The sequence below is a fragment of the Streptomyces sp. 3-6 genome (assembly GCF_056323165.1).
Genome location: NZ_JBWHZP010000009.1, coordinates 166596 through 188523, shown reverse-complemented (window position 1 = coordinate 188523; position 21928 = coordinate 166596). Strand labels below are relative to the sequence as shown.

The 21928-nt window shown below is 74.0% G+C and carries 20 protein-coding genes and 2 tRNA genes; 17 read left to right on the top strand and 5 right to left on the bottom strand.

Annotation, left to right across the window (positions count from 1 at the left end; translation table 11 throughout):
* Nucleotides 1–54: 54 nt before the first annotated feature.
* The 7 genes from AC02VZ_RS14635 (at nucleotide 55) to AC02VZ_RS14605 (ending at nucleotide 6643) form a co-directional block, all read left to right on the top strand.
* A complete protein-coding gene (locus AC02VZ_RS14635) occupies nucleotides 55–1050 on the top strand; it encodes a phosphatase PAP2 family protein (protein WP_476475566.1) in 996 nt (331 codons plus the stop codon).
* A complete protein-coding gene (locus AC02VZ_RS14630; RefSeq protein WP_476475565.1) occupies nucleotides 1001–2143 on the top strand; it encodes a hypothetical protein in 1143 nt (380 codons plus the stop codon). The genes AC02VZ_RS14635 and AC02VZ_RS14630 overlap by 50 nt, the downstream gene beginning before the upstream one ends.
* Nucleotides 2134–3729, top strand: a complete 1596-nt coding sequence (locus AC02VZ_RS14625) for a hypothetical protein (protein WP_476475532.1) — start codon at nucleotides 2134–2136, stop codon at nucleotides 3727–3729. The genes AC02VZ_RS14630 and AC02VZ_RS14625 overlap by 10 nt, the downstream gene beginning before the upstream one ends.
* Entirely contained in the window at nucleotides 3726–5075 is a 1350-nt protein-coding gene (locus AC02VZ_RS14620; RefSeq protein WP_476475531.1) for an AAA family ATPase, read from the top strand. The genes AC02VZ_RS14625 and AC02VZ_RS14620 overlap by 4 nt, the downstream gene beginning before the upstream one ends.
* A 131-nt stretch (nucleotides 5076–5206) precedes the next feature.
* Nucleotides 5207–5572, top strand: a complete 366-nt coding sequence (locus AC02VZ_RS14615) for a hypothetical protein (RefSeq protein WP_362090078.1) — start codon at nucleotides 5207–5209, stop codon at nucleotides 5570–5572.
* A 317-nt stretch (nucleotides 5573–5889) separates the two neighbouring features.
* Nucleotides 5890–6579, top strand: a complete 690-nt coding sequence (locus tag AC02VZ_RS14610; RefSeq protein WP_476475530.1) for a bifunctional DNA primase/polymerase — start codon at nucleotides 5890–5892, stop codon at nucleotides 6577–6579.
* A tRNA-Lys gene (locus tag AC02VZ_RS14605) sits at nucleotides 6570–6643 on the top strand. Before AC02VZ_RS14610 ends, AC02VZ_RS14605 begins: the two co-directional genes overlap by 10 nt.
* Before the next feature lie 135 nt (nucleotides 6644–6778).
* On the opposite strand, the gene AC02VZ_RS14600 is transcribed toward AC02VZ_RS14605, so the two are convergent.
* Nucleotides 6779–8113, bottom strand: coding sequence for a M6 family metalloprotease domain-containing protein (locus AC02VZ_RS14600; protein WP_432056979.1), 1335 nt, complete (start codon nucleotides 8111–8113; stop codon nucleotides 6779–6781).
* Between the two features lie 336 nt (nucleotides 8114–8449).
* Between AC02VZ_RS14600 and AC02VZ_RS14595 the strand changes: the two genes are divergently transcribed.
* Entirely contained in the window at nucleotides 8450–10471 is a 2022-nt protein-coding gene (locus tag AC02VZ_RS14595; RefSeq protein WP_476475529.1) for a putative bifunctional diguanylate cyclase/phosphodiesterase, read from the top strand.
* A 119-nt stretch (nucleotides 10472–10590) separates the two neighbouring features.
* On the opposite strand, the gene AC02VZ_RS14590 is transcribed toward AC02VZ_RS14595, so the two are convergent.
* On the bottom strand, nucleotides 10591–11745 hold the full coding sequence (locus AC02VZ_RS14590; protein WP_476475528.1) for an LLM class flavin-dependent oxidoreductase: 1155 nt from the start codon (nucleotides 11743–11745) through the stop codon (nucleotides 10591–10593).
* A 489-nt stretch (nucleotides 11746–12234) separates the two neighbouring features.
* On the opposite strand from AC02VZ_RS14590, the gene AC02VZ_RS14585 reads away from it, so the two are divergent.
* A complete protein-coding gene (locus AC02VZ_RS14585; protein WP_476475527.1) occupies nucleotides 12235–12591 on the top strand; it encodes an antibiotic biosynthesis monooxygenase in 357 nt (118 codons plus the stop codon).
* Nucleotides 12592–12711: 120 nt separating this feature from the next.
* Here the strand turns inward: AC02VZ_RS14585 and AC02VZ_RS14580 are convergent, their stop codons facing one another.
* Together AC02VZ_RS14580 and AC02VZ_RS14575 are read right to left on the bottom strand one after the other, a co-directional pair.
* On the bottom strand, nucleotides 12712–13443 hold the full coding sequence (locus AC02VZ_RS14580) for a maleate cis-trans isomerase family protein (RefSeq protein ID WP_432056975.1): 732 nt from the start codon (nucleotides 13441–13443) through the stop codon (nucleotides 12712–12714).
* A complete protein-coding gene (locus AC02VZ_RS14575) occupies nucleotides 13440–14273 on the bottom strand; it encodes a maleate cis-trans isomerase family protein (RefSeq protein WP_362090091.1) in 834 nt (277 codons plus the stop codon). Before AC02VZ_RS14575 ends, AC02VZ_RS14580 begins: the two co-directional genes overlap by 4 nt.
* A 181-nt stretch (nucleotides 14274–14454) precedes the next feature.
* Here AC02VZ_RS14575 and AC02VZ_RS14570 point away from each other — a divergent pair, with 181 nt between their 5' ends.
* Nucleotides 14455–15438, top strand: a complete 984-nt coding sequence (locus tag AC02VZ_RS14570) for a D-2-hydroxyacid dehydrogenase (RefSeq protein ID WP_476475526.1) — start codon at nucleotides 14455–14457, stop codon at nucleotides 15436–15438.
* A gap of 17 nt (nucleotides 15439–15455) precedes the next feature.
* Nucleotides 15456–17003, top strand: a complete 1548-nt coding sequence (locus AC02VZ_RS14565; protein WP_476475525.1) for an amidase — start codon at nucleotides 15456–15458, stop codon at nucleotides 17001–17003.
* On the opposite strand, the gene AC02VZ_RS14560 is transcribed toward AC02VZ_RS14565, so the two are convergent.
* Entirely contained in the window at nucleotides 16984–17478 is a 495-nt protein-coding gene (locus AC02VZ_RS14560) for a DUF3830 family protein (RefSeq protein ID WP_476475524.1), read from the bottom strand. The two genes, AC02VZ_RS14565 and AC02VZ_RS14560, sit on opposite strands and share 20 nt — an antisense overlap.
* Nucleotides 17479–17575: 97 nt before the next feature.
* Between AC02VZ_RS14560 and ehuB the strand changes: the two genes are divergently transcribed.
* The 6 genes from ehuB (at nucleotide 17576) to AC02VZ_RS14530 (ending at nucleotide 21847) form a co-directional block, all read left to right on the top strand.
* Nucleotides 17576–18493, top strand: a complete 918-nt coding sequence (gene ehuB, locus AC02VZ_RS14555; protein ID WP_476475523.1) for an ectoine/hydroxyectoine ABC transporter substrate-binding protein EhuB — start codon at nucleotides 17576–17578, stop codon at nucleotides 18491–18493.
* Complete coding sequence (ehuC, locus tag AC02VZ_RS14550) at nucleotides 18490–19188, top strand: ectoine/hydroxyectoine ABC transporter permease subunit EhuC (protein WP_476475522.1); 699 nt, start codon at nucleotides 18490–18492, stop codon at nucleotides 19186–19188. The genes ehuB and ehuC overlap by 4 nt, the downstream gene beginning before the upstream one ends.
* The gene (ehuD, locus tag AC02VZ_RS14545) at nucleotides 19185–19835 is read left to right on the top strand and encodes an ectoine/hydroxyectoine ABC transporter permease subunit EhuD (protein ID WP_432056968.1); all 651 of its coding nucleotides are present in this window, start codon (nucleotides 19185–19187) and stop codon (nucleotides 19833–19835) included. Before ehuC ends, ehuD begins: the two co-directional genes overlap by 4 nt.
* Complete coding sequence (gene ehuA, locus AC02VZ_RS14540) at nucleotides 19825–20616, top strand: ectoine/hydroxyectoine ABC transporter ATP-binding protein EhuA (RefSeq protein ID WP_432056967.1); 792 nt, start codon at nucleotides 19825–19827, stop codon at nucleotides 20614–20616. Before ehuD ends, ehuA begins: the two co-directional genes overlap by 11 nt.
* A 196-nt stretch (nucleotides 20617–20812) precedes the next feature.
* A complete protein-coding gene (locus AC02VZ_RS14535) occupies nucleotides 20813–21571 on the top strand; it encodes an IclR family transcriptional regulator (protein ID WP_476475521.1) in 759 nt (252 codons plus the stop codon).
* 202 nt (nucleotides 21572–21773) lie between these two features.
* Nucleotides 21774–21847: transfer RNA gene (locus tag AC02VZ_RS14530), tRNA-Lys, on the top strand.
* Nucleotides 21848–21928 lie beyond the last annotated feature (81 nt).

Sequence of the window (21928 nt, the reverse complement as noted above, 5' to 3'; positions counted from 1 at the left end):
GTAGAGTGGCTGACCGCCGTTGGCGTGAGCGAGGACGAAGGGGGAGGCGAGCGGATGCCGCACAGCGAGAAACCGGGCATGGAGGGGGCCCCGGTGACCCGGCTGCGCTGGTGGACCGAGCTGCCGCTGATCGTCCTGGTGTACGTCTGCTACTCGCTGGGACGCCTGGTCGTCCGGGGCGACGTCTCGGACGCCGTGGACCACGGCCTGGCGATCCTGCGCATCGAGAAGGCGCTGTACCTGAACGCGGAGAGCCCGCTGAACCGCTGGTTCACCGAGGAGCCCTGGCTGGGGATACCCGCCGACTTCTGGTACGCCTCCCTGCACTACCTGGTCACCCCCGCCGTCCTGGTCTGGCTGTTCCGGTCCCGCGCGGTGCACTACCGGGCGGCCCGCACCTGGCTGATGGTGTCCACGTTCATCGGGCTGATCGGCTTCACCCTGCTGCCCACCTGCCCGCCCCGGCTGCTCGACGCGAGCCACGGGTTCGTCGACACGATGGCCCACTACAGCTCCTGGGGCTGGTGGGGCGGCGAGGCCAGCGCCCCGCGCGGCCTGGGCGGCATGACGAACCAGTACGCGGCGATGCCGAGCCTGCACGTGGGCTGGGCGCTGTGGTGCGGTGTGATCCTCTGGCGGCACGGGCGGACGCGCGCCACGAGGACGTTCGCCGTGATCTATCCGCTGGTCACCACGATCGTGGTGATGGGCACCGCCAACCACTACCTCCTGGACGCCGTCGCGGGCGCCGCCGTGATGGGCGCCGGACTGCTGCTGGCCGCGCCCGCGATGCGGTACGCGGACCGGGTCAAGGCCCGGCTCCTGCCGCGCCTCGTCCTGCCCGCCGCGGTCGCCGTCCGCACCGGTCCGGTCGCCGGTCCCGCCCCCGTTTCCGCCGCCGGTTCCGCGAATGTCAGTGACGGATGCCAGACTTCCGCGGGTGAGCGAATTCCACGGCAGCGGCACCACGAGCCGCGGTACGGGCCCGGAGCCGAACCGAGTGCCGCCCCCGCGGACACAGGGGAAGGCGCTCCGGCACCGGCTCGCTGAGCTGCGCGGCGGCCCGCAGGTGCCGCCCAAGGCGCTGGACGCGCGCGCCCTGGCCGCCCTGGCCGCCAACCCGGGCTGCGGCCGGCGCGCGATCCTCGACGGCGCCGGCGTGGACAAGGCGGCGCTGGCCCGGGCTCTGGGCGCCCCGTCGGCCTTCGGGCAGTCCCAGTTCGCGCTCGTGCGGGGCAACGCCTTCGAGGCCAAGGTCAAGGGCGACGGCGGTACGGAACTGCTGCGCCTGGCACACGAGCACCTGGACCGCGCCGCCGAACCGCCCACCGGGGCCCTGGTGCCCGACCTGACCGCGGCCGGTCCCTCGGGCCGCACGGCCCGTACGGAGCTGGCGCTGCGCGAGGCCGCCGGCTCCCCCGGTTCCTGGACCCTGCTGGACCACCCGATGCTGGCCCTCGACGTCGCGGGGTCGGTCGCCTTCCTGGAGCCGGACGCGGTGATCGTGCACCCGGACGGCAGCTGGACGGTCGTGGAGATCAAGTCGTTCCCCCTGCTGGACGGCGCCGCCGACCCCGCGAAGGTCGGCGCGGCGGCCCGGCAGGCCGCGGTGTACGTGCTGGCGCTGGAGGAGGTGGCCGCGCGGCTCGACCCGGCCCCCCGGGTGCGGCACCGGATCCTGCTGGTCTGCCCCAAGGACTTCTCCAACCTGCCCACCGCCTCCGCCGTGGACGTGCGCAAGCAGCGCGCGGTGACCGCCCGCCAGCTGGCCCGGCTCACCCGCGTCGAGGACATCGCCGCAGCCCTTCCCGAGGGCGTCAGCTTCTCGCCGGAGCTGCCCGCCGAGGAGCTGACCGCGGCGGTGGAGGCGGTCCCGGCGACGTACGCGCCGGAGTGCCTGTCCTCCTGCGAGCTGGCGTTCCACTGCCGGGACCGGTCCCGCGGGGCCGGCGCGGTCACCTCCCTGGGCCGCCCGGTCCGGGCGGAGCTGGGCGGCCTGACGACCGTGGAGGACGTGCTGGCCGCGGCCCGCGGCGAGGCGGGCGACGCCGACGACCCGGCGGTGGCCGCGCTGCGCCGGGCGGCGGCCCTGCGCGCCGAGGCCCTGGACGCGGCCCGCCGGGAGGTCGCCCCGTGTCCCTGATCACCACCCTGGCCCGCCTCGAGGCGGTGGGCACCGGCCGCGCCCAGCCCGCCGCGACCGTCCGGCACCGGCACCTGTCCGACCGTCCGCTGGTGTTCGTGCCGCTCACCACCGCCGGTGAGGCCGGGGCGCCGCTCGGCGCGCTCGTCGGCACCGACCGGGACGCGCCCCGGCTGCTGGTGGTGCCGCAGCCGCGCGACCGGGACCAGCGGTTCGCGTTCCTCGCCGACCTCGCCGACGTGGTGCTCCCCTACGTGGACGCGTACGCGGACGGGGTGGAGGCCGCGGAGCGTTCCGAGACCGACCCGGAGACCGCCAAGCGGGTCAAGGTCGAGGTGGAGCTGTGCGCGGACGCGCCCCAGCTGATCGTGCCCAGCCGGGCCGGCATCGACCTGGTGCGCCTCCTGGGCCGCTCCACCCGGTTCCGGCGCACGGCGGAGCAGGACCCGGAGGCGCCGTTCCCGGCGCCGCCCCGCGTACCGCTGCTCGGGCGGTGGCTGACCCACTTCGGGGAGCGGGCGCGGGTGCCCGGCTCGTCGCTGCTGCTCGCCCTGACCGACGTGCTGTCCCGGCACTGGGCGACCGGCCAGTCCACCCTGGAGGACCAGCACCTGGGCGCGCTGCTCGCCTGGATCGACCCGCCCGAGGGCCGCTCGGGCGCCGAGGCCGCCGAGGAGGCGGAGCTCGCCCGCGACGACCGCGGGCAGCTGCTGCATCCGCCGGCCGGCCCGGCGACCGATCCGGCCTTCGACAACAAGCTGCTCGCCCCGGCCATCGAACGCTACGACCGCGCCCGCACCGCCCTGGCGGCGGCCAGGGACGGCCTGGAGGCCGACGCCCGCCTCGGTGACCTGACGGCGGCCGAGCAGCGCATCCGCGACCTGGTCGAGAGCCGCACGCGCCCCACCTGGGACGCGGTGTGGCGGGGCCTGGACCTGCTGCGGTCGCTGCCCGAGGGCGCCCACGTCGAGGAGCGCTGGACGCGCGACCGGTGGTCCTTCACCGGGCACCGGGACCGCGTGGCGGCCGGCGAACCGCCCCAGCCGCGCCGCGACGACGCGGTCACCGCCGCCAACAAGCTGGCCACCCGCGAGCGCGAACAGGCCCGGCTGCAGGCGCAGGAGGCCCTGGACGACCCGCTGGAGATGGCGGCCCGCCGGCTGTCCGGGGAGGCGTTCGCCGGGGAGGTCACGGACGTGGTGATGGCGTACAGCGAGAGCAAGCGCCCAAGCCCGCGCCCCCTGGTCACCGTCCGCACCGACGACCGGCCGCACCTCGCCGAGCGGGCCCGGGTGTACCGCTCGCTGGACGGCAAGCCGCAGTCCGCGGAGTTCGTGGCGGCCGAGGAGGACGGGGCGCTGCTGGTGCTGCGGATCATGGACCGGATGGGCCGCGGCAAGGAACCCGCCCCGGGGTCCGTGCCGGAGAAGGGCGACCGGCTCTGCTTCACGCTGTTCGAGCACGAGCCGCGCGGCGGGGCCACGCTGCCCGACCCGGAGGAGACCCCCTGGACGCACGGCGGGCCGCCCGGCCAGGAGCGCGCGCCGGAGCCCGCCGACCCGGTGACCGAGGAGGACGTGCTGTGACCGCCCCCGCCGAGGAGACGGTGTTCCACCCCGGCGCGGAGGCCACCCGCGCCACCGAAGCGATCCTCCACGACACCCTGCACGGCACCGCGCGCGGCGTCGTCGTGGACTCCCCGCCCGGCGCCGGCAAGTCCACCCTGGTGGTGCGGGCCGCGCTGGAACTGGCCGCCGCCGGCCGCCCCCTGATGGTGGTCGCGCAGACGAACGCCCAGGTCGACGACCTCGTCCTCCGCCTCGCCGAGAAGGACCCGGACCTGCCGGTGGGCCGCCTGCACAGCAGCGACACCGACCCGTACGACAAGGCCCTCGACGCCCTGGACAACGTGCGGACCTCGGCGAAGGCGGCCGACCTGGCCGGCCTCGACGTGGTGATCTCCACGGCCGCCAAGTGGGCGCACGTCAAGGGCGTCGAGCCGTGGGGGCACGCGATCGTCGACGAGGCGTACCAGATGCGCTCGGACGCCCTGCTCGCGGTGGCCAACCTGTTCGAGCGGGCGCTGTTCGTGGGCGACCCGGGCCAGCTCGACCCGTTCTCCATCGTGGGCGGCGAGCAGTGGGCGGGCCTGTCGTACGACCCGTCGGCGTCGGCGGTCACCACGCTCCTCGCACACAACCCCGACCTCCCCCAGCACCGCCTCCCGGTCTCCTGGCGCCTCCCCGCCTCCGCCGCCCCGCTGGTCTCGGACGCCTTCTACCCCTACACCCCGTTCCGCTCCGGCACCGGCCACGGCGACCGCGCCCTCGCCTTCGCCGTCCCGTCCGACGGTTCGGGCCCGGACCGGGTGATCGACGAGGCGGCCGCGTCCGGCTGGGGCCTGCTGGAGCTCCCCGCCCGCCACACCCCGCGCACCGACCCGGAGGCGGTGCGGGCCGTCGCCCTGGTGGTCCGCCGCCTCCTGGACCGCGAGGGCGCGGCCACCTCCGAACGCTCCCCGGAACCCGCCCCGTTGACCGCCGACCGCATCGCCGTGGGCACCGCCCACCGCGACCAGGCGGCGGCCGTCCGGTCGGCGCTGGCCGCCCTCGGCGTCCGGGACGTCGTCGTCGACACCGCCAACCGCCTCCAGGGCCGCGAGTACGACGTCACCGTCGTACTCCACCCGCTCTCCGGCCGCCCCGACGCCACCGCCTTCCACCTGGAGACCGGCCGCCTCTGCGTCCTCGCCTCCCGTCACCGGCACGCCTGCATCGTCGTCTGCCGCGAGGGCGTGGACGACCTGCTCGACGCCTACCCGTCCACGGAACCGGTCCAGCTGGGAACGCTGGTCAAATTCCCCGACGGCTGGGAGGCCAACCACGCGATCCTGGCCCACCTGCGGGAACACCGGGTGGGGTGGCGGGGGTGAACACCGGGGCGAGCTGTGGCCCCGACGCCCTCTTGCGGTGGCGCGGGACAATGGACGGTGGCCCGCTTGCCCAGGGGTGTCCCCGTTCGCGGGGAGGAACGACCGCGACGACGTACGAGAAGGAGACGCACATGGCGGAGCCCAGGCCGCGTCAGGACCCACCGCGGCTACGCCCCGCGCCCCTGCTGTTCGAGCCGGCGGCGTCGGCCGCCGATCCGGAGCACTTCTTCGACCTGGAGTCGATCGACGACCCGCGCGCCCTGCTGGAGCGCGCGACGGAGCTGACGCTGGCCTTCCGGGCGGCGGCGGACCGGGCCGTGGAGTTCCAGGCACTGGCGGCGGCCCAGCTGGCCGACCCCCGGCGCTTCGACCGGCTGACGACGGCCGACATCGCGGAGCGCGCCCAGTGGACCGAGGACTACGCGAAGAAGATGGTCGAGTTCGGGCGTGACCTGCTGCGGGCCGGAGAGGGCCCGGGGGCCGTCGACACCCTGTGACCGGCCCGTGCGGCACGCAGGACGCCACCGTCCCGGCTGGAGGCGGCCGGCCACTGAGCCGCACCGGGATGACAAGACGGAAGGGCCGGATGGGGCCGGATCGGGTCGGCCCGGGCCGGCCCGAATCGGTCCGCGCTGGTCCGAGCTGGTCGGGTCGGTCTGGGCCGACCGGAGTCGGGCCGGTCCGAGCCGATCGGGGTGGCTCGAACAGGCGTGGCATATGCCAGGTGCGCAAGATACCCCGCCGCCCGGCGCGGTGTCCGCGTTTCCGGCAACTCTGGAGAACCGTTCCCGCACAGCGGGTAGACCTGGTGTCCATGAGCAGGACACGCAAGGTCACCGACGTCAGCGGCATCACCCCGGACGGTGCCGCCTGGCTCGCCTCGGCGGGGGCGTATCCGCGCAGCACGCTCGCCCTGTGGGAGGAGCGTCCGGAGGCCCCGCTGGTCCTGCCCTGCGGTGCCGTCTTCGACGTGGTGAGCGCGCCCGCCCTGTTCGGCCGGCGGATGCTGGACCGGATGTGGGACGAGGGGCCGGGGTCGGGGCCGGTCGCGCAGTACCGGGGGCGGATCCAGCTGTTCGCCGCGCCCGGCACCGCCCAGCGGCTGCCGGCGCTGCTGGAGTGGGAGGAGTGGGGCACGCCCGGCGCGGGGCACGTCCCCGACGTCGGCCGGGCCCCCGAGGCGCCCCGGACCTCCGCCGCGCACCCGTCGCCCGGCAGGCCCGCCCGGGATCTCGGCAAGGGCGGCCGGGCCGGGGCGGTGCCGCCGCTGCTGTGTCACGGGACGGGGGACGCGGTGACCGTGCCGCCCGCCGCGGGAGGCGCCGCGCAGGGGGGTCACCGGGCGCGCTGGCTGGTGGCCCCCGACACACGTCATCCCTGGTTACCGGGGCCGGAAGTGCTGCTCTGGGCGGCCGTCCGGGCGGCCCGCGCGGCCGTGCGGATATCGATTTTTCCTCCCGCCGAACAGGATGCTAATGTCTACGACGTCAGCAGGCGCCGCTAGCTCAGTTGGTTAGAGCAGCTGACTCTTAATCAGCGGGTCCGGGGTTCGAGTCCCTGGCGGCGCACGACATGGAGAGGTCCCCTGCGGGAAGCAGGGGGCCTCTCCATTTGCTTGTCGCCCTCGGTCCGGCGCCCGGCGACCGGAGACGGGAGGCCGGAGGCCGAAGACCCGGGTCGGGGCTCTCCCGTCAGGGCGCCCGTCAGGTGGTCTTCCGTGGGGGTGTCGCCAGGGTGATGCGGACCGTCCAGGCCCCCGACGCGGTCCGCCCCTCGACCTCCACCCGGACGTTCTCCCCCGGCACCGTGAAGCTCTCGCCGACGGCGACCGGGGCGTCCGCGAGGGGCGGGTACACCGATTCGGCCGCGCAGGCCTCGGTGTGCGGGTGGGCGTCGATCACCTCGACGGGGCCGCCGCCCGAGCGGGTGGCGCTGCGCACCCGGTAGACCAGCACCCCCGGCCGGCAGGCCGCCGCGTCGTTGCCCAGGCGGTCGCGCACCTCGAAGGCGAGGACGCTGTCGGGCCCGGTGCGCACGACCGCCAGCTTGGTGCCGCGGCCCAGACCGAAGGCCGGGGCGCCGGCCGCTCCCACCGCCTGCACCCCCGGGCCGGCGCCCAGCGGCTCCAGGGTCAGCCGCACCGGCTCCGTACCCCGCACGCACCGCACCTGCCGGGGCTCCAGCCAGCCCAGTTTCCACTTGTGCCAGCCGAACAGGTCGGGCGCGAGAGCGAACTGACTGCCCATCAGGTCCCAGTCGCCCACGTAGGTGTCCCAGTCGCCCTTGCCGTCGACGGGGCGGTTGTAGAGGTCGGGCAGGTCGAAGACGTGACCGGTCTCGTGGGCGAGGACCAGCCGGTCCGGGGGGTGGTTCTCGAACACGGTGACGACGCGGCGGATGTCGGTGCCGTCGGCGCGCAGCGGGGTGTCCAGGTTGACGACCTTGGTGGCGTCGGAGTCCACGCCGGGCGCGTCCGGGTCGGCGACGAGGTACACGATGTCGTACCGCGAGAAGTCGACCTCGGGGTCGGCCGCGGCGAGCGCGTCCCGCAGGTAGGCGGCCCGGTGGGCGAGGGTCCAGTCGCGCTGCACGGCGTACGCGGTGGACGGCTTCGGCATCCGGATCCAGTGCTTCAGGGCGTGCGGGCGCAGCGTGAACCTGCCGTAGGAGGACCGCTCGAAGAACTCGGTGGTGGCCGGGAAGTGGTCGGCGGTGAGGTCGGCGGGCGTGGTCAGGGGGTGGGAGTCCGGGAAGGACAGGAAGACCATCACCGCGTCGAGCCGTCGGGTGGGGCGGGGGTAGGCGGCGTTCCAGGTGTCCAGGCCCTCGGAGTGGTGGGCGTCGGTGCGGGTCAGCGCGCAGGGCGCCGGGGAGAAGGGCTCGGCCGCCGAGGGGGCGGAGAGGGTCGAGGTCGCGGCGAGGGCCGACATGGTGGTGAACACCGCTGCCGTGCTGCGCAGTCGGGGCCGTACCCCCGATCGGCCCAGCGCCCGGAGTGCCTCACGACCGAGTCCTCGCAGCGGGAGCCGACGCGGCACGGGAGACCTCCGGGAGACGGTTCACGGGACACCGCACCCAGCCTGTGGGGGTTTGTCGTACTACGCCCTGTTCGGCTGCACCGGACGGGTGAGCGAGCGCCGCTGTGCGCGCCCGAGCGACACCCCCGGCGTGTTCACGGAACGTCACAACCGGTCGATGGGCTCCGGAAGGCCGCCACCTGCGAGCAGAAACGATCTGGCAGAGATGCGGACCATGCCCGAGACTGAACACCGGCTGGAAGGGTCTGGCGCCGAGCTCTATGATCGGCACACTTTCTGAGACTTCCTGAGAGTTTCCTGCACGAACGGCAATCGAGTGCACGGCGGGAGCGAGCGGTGAGCGGAACCTCCGAAGGACCGGCGTCCGCAGTTGGTCTGGACCGTCCGAGCGTCACGGAGAGTGAGATCGTGGCGTCCACCCGTACCGGCCCCTCCCCGACGACCGCGCCCGCCGCCGACCGGGCCCCCGCCCCTTCCCCGACGACCGCACCCGCCCCCTCCGGTGCGGCCCCCGCCCCCTCCGGTGCGGCCCCCGCCCCCTCGGTCTCCCCCGGCGGCCGGCCGTCGCCCCCGGCGTTCCCGCGCTCCTCCTCGTCCCCCTCCGTGCCGTCCTACCGCTCGGTCTTCACCGCCGCGCCGTTGGCGATGGCGGTGGTGGACCGCGAGGGCACGGTGGTCGGCGTCAACGCGACCCTCGCCGCCCTGCTGGACAGCACCCCGGACGCGTTGGCCGGCGCGGTCGCCGCCGATCTGGTGGACCTCTCCTCCGACGCCCACACCTGGCACGCCTACCTCGAGGTCCTGCGCGGGCGCCGCCCGGAGCTGAGCTGTGCCCGCCGGCTCAAGCATCCGTCGGCCGGGGCCCTGTGGGTGCAGGTGACCGTCACCCAGCTGCCGCCCGGTGAGGACGGCGCCGACGGCGTGCTGCTGGCCATCGCCGACATCAGCGCCCGCCGCGAACTCCAGGAGCGGCTGCGCCACCTGGAGATGCACGACCCGGTGACCCGGCTGCCCAACCGCACCCTGTTCTTCGAGCGGCTGACGGCCGCCCTGGAGGAGGACTCCTCCGCGCACGGCGGCAGCGGCCGGATCGGCCTGTGCTACCTGGACCTGGACGGCTTCAAGGCCATCAACGACACCCTCGGCCACCGCATCGGCGACCGGCTGCTGACCGCCGTCGCCGAACGCCTCACGCGCTGCGCCGAGGAGGCGGGCCGCACGCGGACGGCCACCCCGCTGGTGGCGCGGCTCGGCGGCGACGAGTTCGCCGTCCTGGTGGAGGACTCCACCGGCACCGAACAGCTCGCCGAACTGGCCGAGTCGGTGCTCGCCTCGGTCCAGGAGCCCTTCGACCTCGGTGGGCGGCGGCTGTCGGTCTCCGCGTCCATCGGGGTGGTCGAGCGGCACGCCGCCGGAACCACGCCCACCGCCCTGATGCAGGCCGCCGACACGACGCTGTACTGGGCGAAGGCCGACGGCAAGTCCCGCTGGACCCTCTTCGACCCGGAGCGCAACGCCCACCGCATGACCCGGCAGGCCCTCGCCTCCACGCTCCGTCCGGCCATCGAGCGGGGCGAGTTCGCGCTGGAGTACCAGCCGCTCGTCGGCATGGAGGACGACCGGCTGCACGGGGTCGAGGCCCTGATCCGCTGGCACCACCCGCAGTTCGGCACGCTGACGCCGAATCGGTTCATCCACCTGGCGGAGGAGGACGGCTCGATCGTGCCGCTCGGCCGCTGGGTGCTGCGCACCGCCTGCGAACAGGCCCGCCGCTGGCAGGTGGAGCATCCCGACGACCCGCCGATCTTCGTCAGCGTCAACGTGGCGGTCCGCCAGGTCTGGGACTCCGACCTGGTGGCCGACGTCGCCGAGACCCTCGACGAGACGGGCCTCGCCCCGCACCTGCTGCAACTGGAGCTGACCGAGTCGGCGGTGATGGGGTCCTCCGGCCGCCCGCTCCAGGCGCTGAAGGCGCTCAGCGACATGGGGGTGCGGATCGCCATCGACGACTTCGGCACCGGCTACTCCAACCTGGCCTACCTCAGCAGGCTGCCGGTGTCGGTGCTGAAGCTGGACGGCTCCTTCGTCCGGGGCTTCCAGTACGAGGGGCGGGCCGCCGCCCCGCCCAACCCGGCGGACGAGGTCATCGTCGAGGCGATGGTGCAGCTCGCCCACCGGCTGGGCCTGACCGTCACCGCCGAGTGCGTGGAGACCTCGGCGCAGGCGACCCGGCTGCGCCGGATCGGGTGCGACACCGGGCAGGGCTGGCTGTACTCGCGCCCGGTGTCCCCGGACCGCATCTCCGAGCTGCTGGCGACCACGCCCGGGGTCCGGGCGGACGCCGCGGTCAACCCGTAGGCGCCGGCGGGGCGGTCAACCCGTGGGCGTGGGCGCCGCGGTCACCCCGTGGACGCCGGCGAGGCGGTTCACCCGTGATCCTCGGCCCCGCGGTCAACCCGTGGGCCTCGGCCCCGCGGTCACGGCGTGGGCGTCGGTGACGTCGGTGACGTCGGTGACGTCGGTGACGTCGGTGACGTGGGCAACGCGTAGGCGTCGGCGATGAGTTCGTAGGAGCGCAGGCGTACGTCCAGGCCGTGCGTGTTCGCGGTGATCATCAACTCGTCGGCCCCGGTGCGCTTCTGCAGGTCGTCGAGGCCGGCGCGGACCTCGTCCGGGGTGCCGAAGACGACGTTGGCGTTCCAGGAGTCGACGAAGTCCCGCTCCGTCGGGCTGAAGGGGTGCGCCTCGGCCTCCTCCGGGGTGGGGACGAGTCCGGGACGACCGGTGCGCAGCCGCACCATGTTCAGCGCGGCGGCCAGCACCTGGCGGCGGGCCTCCTTCTCGTCCTCGGTCGCGAGCGCGGAGACACCGATGAGCGCGTAGGGCGCGTCGAGCACCTCGCTGGGGCGGAAGGAATCGCGGTACAGGTCCAGCGCCGGGATCGTGTTCTGCGCGGAGAAGTGGTGGGCGAAGGCGAAGGGCAGGCCCAGCATGCCCGCCAGCCGGGCGCTGAAGCCGGAGGAACCGAGCAGCCAGATCGGGGGCCGGTGCGGGGACTGCACCCCGCCGGGCGAGGTGGCCTGCACCGGGCCGGGCACGGCGTGGATGCGCCGGTAGGGGTGGCCGTCGGGGAAGTCGTCGTCCAGGAACCGGGTCAGCTCGGCGAGCTGCTGGGGGAACTCGTCGGCGCCCTCGTGGAGCCGGTCGGTGCGGCGCAGGGCGGCGGCGGTGGCGCCGTCGGTGCCGGGGGCACGGCCGAGCCCGAGGTCGATCCGTCCCGGCGCCATGGCCTCCAGCGTGCCGAACTGCTCGGCGATGACGAGCGGCGCGTGGTTGGGCAGCATCACGCCGCCCGAGCCGAGGCGGATGCGGGTGGTGTGGGCGGCCAGGTGGGCCAGGATCACGGCCGGTGAGGAGGACGCCACCCCCGGCATGGAGTGGTGCTCGGCGACCCAGTGGCGGTGGAAACCGCGGGACTCCGCGAGCCGGGCCAGCTCGACACTGGTGCGCAGGGCGTCGGTGGCGGTGCTCCCGGCGCCCACGGTGACCAGGTCCAGGACGGAGAGGGGGACGGGGGCGCTCCCCCGCGCCGTGCCGCGGATCTCGTCGGCTGCGGTGTCGTCTGCGGCCACGGTGGGGTGCCTCCTGTGTGCTCGGCCTTGCGGTTCGCCGGGTACCGGCAGGCAGCTGCCGGTACCGCTGCGCGGGTGCAGCGGAAGGGCGCACGCGTGCGGTGCGGCGCCTTCAGGGCAGAACAGGGGACTGTCCCCGGTTATTCCCGGGTGGCCGGGGTGGCCCTGGCGTCCCCGATGGCTGGGGTGCCGGGATGGCCGCCGGGGTGGTCGCCGCCGGGCATCCGTGACCACCTCCGCCCACCGGACTGGCCGGCGCGTGAGGGCGGTCGGCTGCCCTCCCGTCCTTGACCTCGACCTGGCTTGAGCTCCTAGCGTCGTGACCGGTTCCGCAGCGACGGTCCGCGCTCTCCGCACGGATCTCCGCACGGGCCCTCACCCGACCCGGTCCGACCCGGTCGGGTCCGGTCGGGTCCGGACGGGTCCGGCCCTGGCACCCGGCCACACGCCCCGCCCCACCCGACCCGACCCGACCCCCGGAGGTTCCCGATGACACCCCTCTACCGCGTGGACAAGTTCGCCGTGCCCGAGGCCGCCCGCGAGGAGTTCTGGCGGCATGTGCGCCGCACGCACGCGCTGCTGCGGGAGCAGCCCGGTTTCCTGGACGACGTGCTGCTGGAGCAGCGGTCGGGGCCCGGCCGGTTCAACGTCGTCACCCTGGTGCGCCGGCGTTCCGCCGACGACCTGGCGGCGGCCCGGCCGGTGGTCGAGGCGTCGCACCGGGCCGCCGGGTTCAGTCCGGCCGCCTTCTTCGAGCGGACCGGCGTCGAGGCGGACCTGGCCGACTACGTCGAGGCCGGGTCGCCCGTCACGGCGGCGGACACGGGCGCGGTCCCGAGCACCTGAGAACGCCCGGTGCCGGGGCGTGGCCCCCCTCCCCCTCGCCCTCCCGCCCCGGCCCGCCCGGGTGTCGTCGTCGCTCCGCCGCCCCCGTCCGCCCCGCCCCCGTGCCGGCCCTGCCGTCGCTCACGCCTGGACGATCGGCTCCCGGGTGAACAGGGCGCCCAGGGAGGGGGCGTTGACCCGGCGGTCGGCCAGGCGCAGGCCCTCCCAGACGGTGACCTGGTTGGCGGTGAGGACCGGCTTGCCCAGCTCCTTCTCCAGGGCCGGGATGTGGGCGGCCGTGTGCAGGGCGGTGTCGGGGAGCAGCAGCAGCTCCGCGTCGGAGTGGTCGGCGGCGCGGGCCAGGGCGAACAGCTCCGCCTCCTCCCAGGTGCCGACCTCCGCCGCCGTGACGATGCCGGAGCTGCGCACGCCGGTGACCTCGATGCCTCCGGTGCGCAGGAAGGCAGCGAACAGTCCGGCCACGTCGTCCGGGTAGGTCGCCCCGACGGCCACGCGCCGGGCGCCCATCTCGCGGACCGCGTGCACGAAGGCGAAGGAGGTCGAGGACGCGGGCATGCCGGCGGCCAGGGCCAGGGAGCGCACCTGCTGCTGGGCCCCGTCCCAGCCGTGCACGAAGCTGCCGCTGGTGCAGGCCCACACCACGGCGTCCGCGCCGGTGAGCCGCAGGTGCTCCACCCCGGCGGCGAGCCGCTCCGGTGAGCCCATCTCGCGCAGGGCGTCGACCCGGTGCGCGTCCTCACCGATGTCGGTGTGCACCAGGTCCACCCGTACGTCGCTGCCCAGCAACTGCTCCATGCGCGGGTAGTCGTCCTCGGCGGAGTGTCCGGGGTAGAGGAATCCCAGTGCGGTCATGTCCAGCCTTCCTGCTGTTTCTTCTCCGGCACGTCCGGCAGTACGGGGCCGGACGCCTGGTCCGGCAGTACGGGCCCGGAGCGCGCCGACACGTCGATCAGCGCCTGATACGGTCCCACCGCCCGGGTACCCAATCGGCGCAACGCCGCCCACATGGTCACCTGGTTGGCCGAGATGACCGGGATGCGCAGTTCGGCTTCGAGCTGCGGGATGACGTCGTAGGTCGGCAGGTTGGTGCAGGACAGGAACAGCGCGTCGGCCGGGCCGAGGGGTCCGCGCACCGCGGCCTGCCGAGCCATGTCGACCACCTCGCGGTAGGTGACCGTCCAGATGTGCCGGGTCAGGCCCATGAAGGCGCAACCGGTGACCGCGACGCCCGCCTGGCCGACGTACCGTTCCAGCGCCCGGGTCACCGACACGGTGTAGGGGGTCACCAGGGCGACCCGGCGCACGTCGAGTTCCACCAGCGCCTCCAGCAGGGCGCCCGAGGTGGTGATGGCCGGGACCCGGCCGGTGCGGCTCATGGCCTCGCACATGGCGCGTTCGCCCATCACGCCGCCGACGAAGCTGCCGGACGTGCAGGCGTAGGTGACGACCTCGGGGGCGACGGCGGTGAGGGTGCGCACCGCGTTGCCGAGGGTCTCGTGCTCGCTGATGAGGCGGGCGAGGTCCAGGCTCACCTCGACCGGCACGTAGGGCGTGCGGGTCAGGTGCAGGGACACCTCGTCGGGGACCCAGCGCCACAGCTCCCGGTCCAGGGCGAAGTCGAAGGGGGCCACCACCCCGACCCCGCGCTGCGGCCCCGGTCCACCGAGAAGGGAGACGTCCATGTCAGCACCGGCCTCACGCTGGGGGACGAGCCCACGACGGACCGTCGAACGGCCCGTGGGGAGCACGCAAGGAGCACGCAACGGATCGTCGGAACGCCCGTGTTGACGACGGTAGGTTCGGGTGCCAGCGTGGTCAATCCGCGCATCTGAGACTTTCGGCCACAGCGCAGAAACGGCGGTCATGACCACCCCCCGTACCCCTTCCGTCCCTCCCGTACCGGCCGTCCCCACGGTCCTCGTGCTGGACGCGGATCCCCCGCCCCGGCTCGGCCGGCTGACCGGCCGGGCCCGGATCGAGCACGCGGACGCCTCCACGCTCGCGGAGCGGCTGCCGCACGCGGACGTGCTGCTGGTGTGGGACTTCACCTCGCACGCGGTGCGCGCCGCCTGGCCCGGTGAGGGGCCCCGGCCGCGCTGGGTGCACACGGCGAGCGCGGGCGTGGACCATCTGCTCGGTCCGGAACTGGCCGGCTCCGACACGGTTGTCACCAACGCGCGGGGCGTCTTCGACGGGGCGATCGCCGAGTACGTGGCCGCGCTGGTGCTGGCGCACGCGAAGGACCTGCCGCGGACGCTGGAGCTCCAGCGGGGGCGGACCTGGCGGCACCGGGAGACCCGCAGGGTGGCCGGGACCCGCGCCTGCGTGGTCGGCTCCGGGCCGATCGGCCGGGCGATCGCGGGGACGCTGCGCGCGCTCGGGGTGACGACGGCCCTGGTCGGGCGGACCGCGCGCCCGGGGGTGTACGGGCCCGGGGAGCTGGACCGGCTGCTGTCCCGCGCGGACTGGGTGGTCGCCGCGGCGCCGCTGACCGACGCCACCCGGGGCATGTTCGACGCGCGCCGGTTCGGCGTGATGCAGCCCTCCGCGTACTTCGTGAACGTCGGGCGGGGGCAGCTCGTCGTGGAGGACGCCCTGGCCGAGGCGCTGCGGCGGCGCTGGATCGCGGGGGCGGCCCTGGACGTGTTCGAGACGGAGCCGCTCGCCCCCGACAGCCCGCTGTGGGAGGTGCCGGGGCTGGTCGTGTCGCCGCACATGAGTGGTGACACGGTCGGCTGGCGGGACGAACTGGCCGCCCAGTTCGTGGAGTTCTTCGAGTTGTGGGCGGCGGGCGAGCCGCTGCCGAACGTGGTCGACAAGCACCGCGGGTACGTACCCGGCCACTGACGTCCCCGGGAGGGCGGATGACCGAGTTCACCGAGTCGAGCAGGCCCAGCGGATCCGGCGCGTCCCGCCGGCGGACCGGCCCCGCCCACCCCACCCGCCCGACGGACCCGGCCGGCCCCGCGGACCGGGCCGACCGGACGGACCGGGCCGACCCGGCCGGCCTCACGGCCGTGCAGCTGCTGGCCCGCTACCGCGCCGGGGACATCGGCCCGGTGGCGGCGACCCGGGCGGCGCTCGCGCGGGCCGAGGAGATCCAGCCGGAGCTGAACGCCTTCGTGCGGCTGACGGCCGAGCAGGCGCTGGAGCGGGCCGCCGCGTCCGAGGAGCGGTGGCGGCGCGGTGAACCGTGCGGGCTGCTGGACGGGGTGCCGGTCACGGTGAAGGACATCCTGCTGCTGCGCGGCTCCCCCACGCTGAAGGGGTCGCTGACCGTCGATCCGGCCGGCCGCTGGGACGAGGACGCACCCTCGGTGGCCCGGCTGCGGGAGCACGGGGCGGTGTTCCTGGGCAAGACGACGACCCCGGAGTTCGGCTGGAAGGGCGTGACGGACTCCCCGCTCAGCGGCGTCACCCGCAACCCGCACGACCCGGCGCGCACCGCGGGCGGCTCCAGCGGGGGCGCGGCGGTGGCGGTGGCGCGGGGCGCGGGGCCGCTGGCGCTGGGCACGGACGGCGGGGGCAGCGTCCGCATCCCGGCGTCGTTCTGCGGCGTCTTCGCGCTGAAGCCGACGTACGGCAGGGTGCCGCTGTATCCGGCGAGCGCGTTCGGCACGCTGGCGCACGTCGGTCCGATGACCCGGGATGCGGCGGACGCGGCGCTGCTGATGGACGTGATCGGCGGCGCGGACTCGCGGGACTGGTCGGCGCTCGCCCCGCCGACCGGTTCCTTCTCTGCGGCGCTGGAGGGCGGGGTGCGCGGCCTGCGGGTGGCGTTCTCGCCGACGCTGGGCGGGCAGGTGGCGGTGCGGCCGGAGGTGGCGGCGGCGGTGCGGCGGGCGGTGGAGGCGCTGGCCGGGCTCGGCGCGCACGTGGAGGAGACCGACCCGGACCTCGCCGACCCGGTGGACGCCTTCCACACGCTGTGGTTCGCCGGGGCGGCCCGGGTGACCCAGCACCTCGGACCGGAGCAGCGGGCCCGGCTGGACCCGGGGCTGCGAGAGGTGTGCGCGGCGGGGGCGCGGCTGACGGCGCTGGACTACCTGGCCGCGGTGGACGTGCGCATGGACCTCGGCCGCCGGATGGGGCAGTTCCACGACACCTACGACCTGCTGGTCACCCCGACGATGCCGGGCACGGCGTTCGAGGCGGGGGCGGAGGTGCCCCGGGGTTCCGGGCTGAGCCGCTGGACGGGCTGGACGCCGTTCACGTACCCCTTCAACATGACCCAGCAGCCCGCGGCGTCGGTGCCGGTGGGCACGGACCCGGACGGTCTGCCGATCGGTCTGCAGTTGGTGGCGGCCCGCCACCGGGACGCGCTGGTGCTGCGGGCCGCGCACACGCTGTACGCGGCGGGCGTGGCCCGCGCGGCCGGCGCGGGCACCGCGGTCACGCCCGGCGGAAGCTGAGCGTCTCCCCCGCCGCCCCGGTGCGCCACAGGTCGTTGCACCCCTCGGCCAGCGCGGCCAGCCCGTCCACCACCTGCCCCCAGACGATGCCGGGCACCCAGCCGACGTCGCCGTTGAGCAGCAGGTTGTTGCGCTCGTAGAAGAGGGCGAGGTCGACCACCGTCGTGCCGGGGCGGACCTCGCGGTCGTAGCCGTAGGCCCGCGTGCCCAGTTCGGCGCCGGCGAAGGAGAAGTAGCACAGGTCGCCGGGGATGGGCGTGACGGTCGGGTTCTCCAGGGGCGGCTCGGCCCGCGCGAAAGGCTCGAACAGGGCGTAGATCTCGTTCCGGGCGTATTTGGCGTGGTAGACGTCGCCGCTCAGGGGCAGCGCGTCCCAGACGGCCGCGCACGTGACCGGGGCCCGGTCGTCGAGCAGCCGGGCGGTCGCGGTGATGCCGCGGGTGACCAGTGAGACCTCGATGTGTCGGTCGACCATGTGTCCCATGGTCCCGTGCCGGTCAAGACCGCCCCACCGCCGAACGGGGCTGGAATTGGCCGGAATAAGTGTCATCGCTTCGGGTAGCTGCGCCGCCATGGCTCCACCACTGGGACAACCACTGAGACGATACGGAGTTGCCTCCGGGCCCTCGCGCCGGTCGCTGCTCGCGGGGGTCGCGGCGCTCGGCGCACTGGGCGCCGCGGGCTGCTCGCGGGTGCCGACGGAGTCGAGCGCGGACGGCGGTGACCTGCTGGAACGGCTCCGGGCGGCGGGCGTCGCCCGGCTCGGCATCGCCGGCGAGATACCCTTCGGCTACATCGACAAGGACGGCGAGCTGACCGGCGAGGCGCCGGAGCTCGCCGAGGTCATCTTCAAACGGCTGGGCGTGGACCGGGTGCAGCCCGTGCCCACGGAATTCGGCTCCCTGATCCCGGGACTGAACTCGCAGCAGTTCGACATCGTGGCCGCCGGGATGTACGTCAACCCCGAGCGCTGCGAGCAGGTCATCTTCTCCGATCCCGACTACCAGATGCTCGACTCCTTCATCGTCCGCAAGGGCAACCCGAAGGGGCTGCACAACTACCAGGACGTCGTCGAGAAGAAGGCGAAGTTCGCCACCGGCACCGGGTACGCGGAGATCGCGTACGCCGTGGAGGCCGGGTACAAGGAGAGCGACATCCTGATCGTCCCCGACCAGGTGGCCGGCCTGAACGCCGTCGAGGCCGGACGGGTCGACGTGTTCGCGGGGACCGCGCTCACCACCCGTGAGGTGGTGAAGAAGTCGACGAAGGCGGAGGTCACCGAGCCGTTCAAGCCGATCGTCGGCGGGAAGCCGCACGTCGACGGGGGCGCCTTCGCCTTCCGGCCGACGGAGACGAAGCTGCGGGACGCCTTCAACGAGGAGCTGCACAAGCTGAAGAAGAGCGGTGAGCTGCTCCGCATCCTCAAGCCCTTCGGTTTCACCGAGGACGAGATGACGGATCTGACCGCGAAGGAGTTGTGCGGCGGATGACCTCAGGACTCTGGGAACGCGTACTCGAAGGCGTCTGGGTCACGATCCAGCTGCTCGTCCTCAGCGCGCTGCTCGCGACGGCCGTGTCGTTCGTCGTCGGCATCGCGCGCACGCACCGGCTGACGTTCGTCCGCTTCCTGGCGGGCTTCTACACCGAGGTGTTCCGCGGCACCTCGGCCCTGGTGATGATCTTCTGGGTGTTCTTCGTGCTGCCCCCGGCGTTCGGCTGGCAGCTGGTGCCGCTGTGGGCGGGCACGCTGGCACTCGGCCTGACCTACGGGGCGTACGGCTCGGAGATCGTGCGCGGCGCGCTCGCCGCGGTCGACCCGGCCCAGCGCGAGGGCGGCATCGCCCTCAGCTTCACGCCCGCCCAGCGGATGCGGCTGATCCTGCTGCCGCAGGCGGTGCCGGAGATGATCCCGCCGTTCTCCAACCTGCTGATCGAGCTGCTCAAGGGCACCGCCCTGGTGTCGATCATGGGCATGGGCGACCTGGCGTTCAGCGCCAACCTGGTGCGCCTGGCGCTCCAGGAGAGCGCGGAGATCTACACCTACATCCTGCTGATCTACTTCGTGATCGCCTTCCTGCTGACCCGGCTCATGCGCGGGCTGGAGAAGAAGCTGAAGGCCGGGGTCGGCCGGACCCCGGCGAAGACGACCGCCGCGCGCGTGCCCGAGGGAAGTGGTGTCTCGTGAAGTGGGACTGGGGCGCGGTCGCCGATTTCATGCCGTACTTCTGGGACGGTCTGCTGGTCACCCTGCAGATCGTGGTCCTCGGCTCGCTGATCTCGTTCGCGCTGGGACTGGTGTGGGCGCTGCTGATGCGGGTGCCGTCGCGCTGGGTGACCTGGCCGGTGGGGTCGGTGACGGAGTTCGTCCGCAACACCCCGCTGCTGGTGCAGCTGTTCTTCCTCTACTACGTGATGCCCGAGTGGGGGGTCACCTTCTCGGCCCTGACCACCGGTGTCTTCGCCATCGGTCTGCACTACTCGACGTACACGATGCAGGTCTACCGGGCCGGCATCGAGGCCGTACCGGTGGGCCAGTGGGAGGCGGCGACGGCGCTGAACCTGCCGCTGCGCCGGACCTGGACCGTGGTGATCCTGCCGCAGGCCGTGCGCCGGGTGGTGCCCGCCCTCGGCAACTACGTCATCTCGATGCTGAAGGACACGCCGCTGCTGATGGCCATCACCGTGCTGGAGATGCTCGGCCGGGCGCGGCTGTTCTCCCAGCAGAACTTCCAGTTCACCGAGCCCCTGACGGTGATCGGCGTCGCCTTCATCGTCATCTCCTACCTGGCATCCCTTGCCCTGCGAGCCCTGGAGCGACGCCTTGCCCACTGACACCCACGCACCGTTCGAGAAGAAGCCCGAGACCCCGCGCGGCACCGGTGAGCTGATCCGGCTGGAGCAGGTCACCAAGCGGTTCGGCGACCACACCGTCCTGGACCACCTGGACTTCTCCGTCGACGCCGGCAAGCACGTGACGCTGATCGGCCCGTCGGGGTCCGGCAAGACCACGATCCTGCGGCTGCTGATGACCCTGCTGAAGCCGGACGAGGGCACCATCACCGTCGACGGGGACCGGCTCTTCCCCGCGCCGGAGAAGCAGGTCCGCGAGGTCCGCAAGAAGATCGGGATGGTGTTCCAGCAGTTCAACCTGTTCCCGAACATGACCGTGCTGCGGAACATCACCGAGGCCCCGGTCACCGTCCTCGGCCTGTCCAAGGACGAGGCGGAGGAGCGGGCGCGGGACCTGCTGGAGCTGGTCGGCCTGACCGACCAGACCGACAAGCACCCCGCCCAGCTGTCCGGCGGCCAGCAGCAGCGGGTGGCCATCGCCCGGGCGCTGGCCATGCGGCCGCAGGTGCTGCTGCTGGACGAGGTGACCTCGGCACTGGACCCCGAGCTGGTCGCGGGCGTGCTGGACGTGCTGCGGGACATCGCCCGCTCCACGGACATCACGATGCTGTGCGTGACCCACGAGATGAACTTCGCGCGGGACATCTCCGACCGGGTCCTGATGTTCGACTCGGGCCGGGTCATCGAGTCCGGGTCGCCGGAGAAGATCTTCAGCGACCCGGAGCACGACCGGACCCGGGAATTCCTCAGCGCGGTCCTCTGACCACGGGGCGGGTGCGGGCGAAGAGCCGAGGTCCACGCCTTGTCTCATGTCGCCGGCATGTGCCAGAGGGTCTGCGCCGCAGTTCGGAGGGGCCGCAATCTTGTCAACACCCCCTCTGCGACGGCCGTTCGGCGGCTATCGTGGACGGGATTCGCCGACCGGATCGCGGCCCACCGAGCGAGCGCAGGGGGAAACCGTGGCGCTGAAGCACGAGCCGACCGCGCCGTACCACTCGGCCCAGGACGCCCTGCGCGTCCTGGAGACGGTGGCGCGGCACACCACCGGAGTCACCGACGACGACCTGGCACGCGAGAGCGGCCTGCGCGGGCAGCGGCTGACCACCCTGCTGCGGATGCTGCGCCGCGAGGCGTACGTCGAACAGATCGCCGACGGCGCGTACGTCACCGGGGAGGCGTTCGCCCGCCTCGGTGCCACCGAGGGCCACGACCAGGCGGTGCGGGACACCCTCCAGCGCACCCTGGACCGCCTGCGCGACCGCGTCGGCGCCGCCGTCTACGTGAGCCGGTACGAGGACGGTGAGGTCAAGGTCACCCAGTACGCCGACAGCCCGGCCACCCCGAAGGTCAACGAGTGGGTGGACTTCCGCAGCTCCGCGCACGCCACGGCGGTCGGCAAGAGCCTGCTCACCCAGCTGGACCACAGCGGACGGCGCGACCACCTCGCCCGGCACCGGATGGCCCGGCTCACCTCGCGCACCATCACCAGCGACAAGCTGCTGCTGTCCCAGCTGGCCACCCAGCCGCCCTCGGTCCCGGTGCTGGACCTCCAGGAGTACGCGGTCGGCACCGTGTGCGCGGCCGTCCCGATCACGGCGGGCTCCTCGGTGGGCTGCCTGGCCCTGTCGCTGCCGGTCGAGCACGCCCACCGGCTGCGCCGGGCCGCCGAGACCCTCAACCGCAGCGCCGCCCCGGTGCTGCTGTCGCTGACGATCTGAGCGGTACGGGGCTCAGTGCGGCGCCCCGCACGAGGCCCCGCGCCGGGGTCGGGGCCGGGCCCGGCGCCTGGGCCGGCGCGGCACCCGGAGCGGTGGTCCGAGGTGGTCCGAGCGGTGGTCCGAGCGGTGGTCGGGAGCACCCCCGGGGAGCGGGTATTATTTTTCGCGTCGCCGGCCGCGGGAAGCGGACGGCGGGAGTCATGCGCCGCTAGCTCAGTTGGTTAGAGCAGCTGACTCTTAATCAGCGGGTCCGGGGTTCGAGTCCCTGGCGGCGCACGGTGAAGGGCCTCTCGTGGGAGCGGGAGGCCCTTCGGTGTTCTCCGGGCCGGGCGCGGGCCCGGCGCTCGGGGCCCGGGG